Source organism: Corallococcus sp. AB045, assembly GCF_003668895.1.
Taxonomy (GTDB): domain Bacteria; phylum Myxococcota; class Myxococcia; order Myxococcales; family Myxococcaceae; genus Corallococcus; species Corallococcus coralloides.
This window is the reverse complement of the sequence record NZ_RAWN01000364.1, coordinates 1-4197: the sequence shown is the minus strand read 5'-3', so window position 1 is coordinate 4197 and position 4197 is coordinate 1. Positions and strand designations below refer to the sequence as shown.

The following is a 4197-nucleotide window of genomic DNA, read 5'->3' as shown; positions in this document are numbered from 1 at the left end:
GCGAGGTGGCGGGCTGGGAGGGGTAGGGGGCGCCGGGCTTGTCCGGCGTGGGAAGGCTGGTACAAGGGCGCGTTCTCCCGAGGCGCCCCGTGCCTCCGTCCCCCGAGGCTCCGATGGAATTCTCCGCGCTCGCGCTGTCGCCCCCGCTGCTCCAGGTGCTGGAGGAACTGGAGTTCAAGACCGCCACCCCCATCCAGGCGCAGAGCATCCCGGTGCTGTTGCAGGGAAAGGACCTGGTGGGCCAGGCGCGCACGGGCAGCGGGAAGACGGCGGCGTTCGCGCTGCCCATCCTGCAGAAGGTGAAGCTCACGCAGGACCGGCGGCTCCAGGCGCTGGTGCTCTGCCCCACGCGCGAGCTGTGCGCTCAGGTGGCGGGAGAGATTCGCCGGCTGGCGCGGCGGATGCCGGGCGTGCAGGTGCTGGCGCTCGCGGGAGGGCAGCCCATCCGGCCGCAGGTGGAGGCGCTGGAGAAGGGCGTGCACATCGGCGTGGGGACACCCGGGCGCATCATTGACCTGCTGGACCGGGAGGTGCTGGACACGCGGCACCTGGCCACGGTGGTGCTGGATGAAGCGGACCGGATGCTGGACATGGGCTTCCGGGAGGACATGGAGCGGGTGCTCGGCGCGACGCCCGCGAAGCGGCAGACGGTGCTCTTCTCCGCGACGTTCCCGGACGACATCGAGAAGCTGAGCCGCGCGTTCCAGAAGGACCCCGTGCGGGTGTCGCTGGCGCAGGAGGAGGCCGCGCCGGACATCCAGCAGGTGGGGTACGCGTGCACGCCGGAGGAGAAGCAGGCGTTGCTGCTGCGGCTGTTGCGCCAGCACCAGCCGGCCTCCGCCATCGTGTTCTGCAACTTCAAGGCGGTGGTGGTGGAGTTGACGCGCGCGCTGGTGCAGGCGGGCGTGAGCGCGGACGGGTTGCAGGGCGACCTGGAGCAGTTCGACCGGGATCGGGTGATGGCGAAGTTCCGCAATCACAGCACACGCGTGCTGGTGGCGACGGACGTGGCGGGCCGGGGCATCGACGTGGAGGCGCTGGACGCGGTGGTGAACTACGAACTGCCGCAGCAGCCGGAAGCGTACGTGCATCGCATTGGCCGCACGGGGCGCGCGGGCCGTCGCGGGCTGGCGCTGTCGCTGGTGACGCGCTCGGACAGCCGCAAGGTGGAGGACATCGAAGGTACGACGGGCGTGAAGCTGGAGAAGGGCGACGTGGACGCGCTGGTGCCGGAGAACGTGCCGGGCGTGTCGCTCATCTCCGGTTGGGAGACGCTGTCCATCTCCGCGGGGCGCAAGGACAAGATGCGGCCCGGAGACATCCTGGGCGCGCTGACGGGCGAGGCGGGCGGGCTGAAGGCGGAGGACGTGGGCAAGATTGAAATCCACGACCATCACGCCTTCGTCGCAGTGTCCAAGCGGGTGGTGAAGGTCGCGTTCCAGCGGCTGAGCGAGGGCCGCATCAAGGGCCGCAAGCACCGCATTGAACGCGTGCGGTGAGGAGCTACTAATCTACTTCGAAATTAGTAGTAGATTGGGAGTTCAAGCCCATGCGACTCCCCGCGACGCCTCCCGGCCTCCACGCGTTCGTCCAGACGGTTGCCAAGTCAGGGAAGGAGCGCCTTGTCGCTCTGCTGGAGCACAAGGCCGTGGGGCCAGAGTTCGACGGACGCTATCTCCACTGGGACGAGCTTCGCCGGAATCCCGCGCCCGAGGGCATGACGCATGAGGAGTGGTGGTACCGGGTCAAGACCGCACGAACCACGTTGAGCGCCGAACTGCCTCTCCTGGACAAGACGGGGCAGCCGTTCTCCTTCACCCGCCCCGACGGGCTCCTTTCCGCGCTGCATCGGATAGACCGGCAGCTCGGAAAAGGGCTGGAGCTGGCGGACCCTCAACTGGCCAACTCAGGCGTCCGGGATCGCTACATCGTCGAATCGTTGATGGAGGAAGCCATCACCTCCAGTCAGCTGGAGGGAGCCTCGACGACCCGAAAGGTCGCCAGGGAGATGCTGGAGCAGGGACGTCCGCCTCGGACCAAGGACGAGCGGATGATCTTCAACAACTTCCAGGCCATGGAGCTGATGCGCCGGAATGCTCATGTGCCCCTGACGACCTCCCTGCTCCTGGAGCTTCACGAAACCATCACGCGTGACACGCTCGACCCTGGAGGAGAGGGCCGCTTGCGGCGGGGCGATGAGCCCATCACGGTCCAGGACCGGGCGAGTGGAGAGATCCTCCACGTCCCCCCTGACGCCAGTGAACTGCCCGGCCGATTGCGGAAGCTCTGTGCGTTCGCGAACGGCTCCGACGGGAGTGTCTTCATCCATCCCGTCGTACGCGCCATCGTGATTCATTTCATGCTCGCCTATGACCATCCCTTCGTGGATGGAAACGGCCGCACCGCACGGGCCCTGTTCTACTGGAGCATGATCCGGGAGGGATATTGGATCGCGGAGTTCCTCTCCATCTCCCGGATCATCCAGCGCGCCCAGATGCAATACAGCCGGGCATTCCTGTTCACGGAGACGGACCGGGGAGACCTCACCTACTTCCTCCTGCACCAACTGGACGTCATCCAACGCGCGACCGATGACCTCTACGCGTATCTGGAGCGGAAGGGGCAAGAGGCCCGGCAGGTGGATCTTCTCCTCAAGAAGGATGCGGGCCTCAATCCCCGGCAGCGGGAGCTGCTGGCGCATGCCCTTCACCATCCGGCCGCGCGCTACGACATCCAGTCGCACCGGCGTCGGCACGGAGTGGTCTATCAAACCGCCCGACAGGACCTGCTCGACCTCGAAGCCGCGGGGTTCTTGGAGAGGGATCAGATCGGACGGGCCTACTTCTTCTCGCCCGTTGCCCACCTGGAGCGACGCCTCAAGAAGCACAAGCCCTGAAGTGGGTCACCCCGGTGCGCTCTTGCGCTCCGTCGCGACCGGCGCCTCCGTGTGCTTCGCCAGCGCCTCCATGATCTGCTCCGCCTTCCATCCCGGATCCAACACGGGACAGAAGTAGCCCGGACCCGCGCGCTCTCGCACGGCCCAGGCGAAGAAGTCCCTCGCCACGGTGTGGACTTCTTCGGGCAGGAAGAGCGCCGCGACGTCGTACTCCGTGAAGCGCAGGAGGCCTGGGGCGCGCCACTCCCGTTCCCAATCGAAGCGGTAGCTGTAGGGCGCGTTGTGCGCGTCGCCCTGGATGTCCACGAAGGGCGTTACCGCCCACACGGGTTCCTTCTGGGGCTCCTTCGCCGCCAGGGCCTGGTCCAACTGGTGCCTCATCGCCAGGTGCGCTGGCGAGCCGTACTGCACGTACCAGACGGGTCCTCCGCCCTGCGACAGGATGAAGCTCTTCCGGAAGGCGATGCCGTACAGGCTCCGGCGCTGCACGAGCCTCGCGAGTTGATCGAGCGGAATCTCGCTGAAGCACACCGAGCGGTGCCGGTCCGCCACCACGGACTCCCTCCGCGCGATGCCAAACCCCTCCGCGCCCGGGATGAGCGTGCGCGCTCCCAGGATGCTCATCATGTTCTGGTAGGCGTCGTGGTACGGGGGCCCGGGCTTCGTGAAGTGCACCACGAAGTCAGACATGTCCCGCCACTGCGCATTCGCCTGATACCCGAGCATCGCCTCGCGAGTCTCCCGGCCCGGTCCCTCCTTCGCAACACAACGTGCTGGGTTGTCCCAAGGCCTGCCCGCCCTCCTGACGTGCGAAGGCCTCAGGACAGGCGGACGGGCGCTGGCTCCCTCGGCCGCGACAGCCGCATCAACGCCAGCCCCGCGAGCACCGCCACCGACGCCACCGCCGCCTCCCGCGCGCTCGCGCCGAAGGCCACCAGCGTCAGCCCCAGCACCAGCGTGGGCACCGCCAGCAACGCGTGCACCGGCCGCAGGTTCCGCTCCCGCCGCAGCGACAGCACCGCCAACGCCGCCGCCGTGACACCGAATTGCATCAGCACCGCGATGGCGGAGAGCGCGAAGAGCTCCGACAGGTCCCCCAGGTTCACGAACCCCAGCACCAGCGCCCACGTCACCGCCAGCGCCCGCATGGGCACGCCCGACGCCGACATTCGCTCCAGCCCGAACAGCGAACGTTCCCCGGAGGCCAGCGCGGACAGGTAGCGCGGCGTCGTCACCATCATCCCCACACAGATGCCCAACGCGGACACGCTCGTGCCCGCGCCCACCAGCCGCTCCAGCCC

General features: G+C 67.8%; 3 protein-coding genes and 1 pseudogene. 2 read left to right on the top strand and 2 right to left on the bottom strand.

The genetic code is table 11. From position 1 onward, the window contains the following. Positions 1-113: 113 nt before the first annotated feature. A complete protein-coding gene (dbpA, locus tag D7Y21_RS40480; RefSeq protein ID WP_121718557.1) occupies positions 114-1499 on the top strand; it encodes an ATP-dependent RNA helicase DbpA in 1386 nt (461 codons plus the stop codon). Between the two features lie 50 nt (positions 1500-1549). Next, a complete protein-coding gene (locus tag D7Y21_RS40475) occupies positions 1550-2896 on the top strand; it encodes a Fic family protein (RefSeq protein WP_121718556.1) in 1347 nt (448 codons plus the stop codon). Positions 2897-2902: 6 nt separating this feature from the next. Here D7Y21_RS40475 and D7Y21_RS40470 read toward each other — a convergent pair whose 3' ends face one another. Both D7Y21_RS40470 and D7Y21_RS40465 read right to left on the bottom strand, forming a co-directional pair. Beyond that, entirely contained in the window at positions 2903-3586 is a 684-nt protein-coding gene (locus D7Y21_RS40470; protein ID WP_233591558.1) for an abortive infection system antitoxin AbiGi family protein, read from the bottom strand. Positions 3587-3714: 128 nt separating this feature from the next. Then, positions 3715-4197 (bottom strand): annotated as a pseudogene (locus D7Y21_RS40465) (APC family permease); the annotation flags it as partial.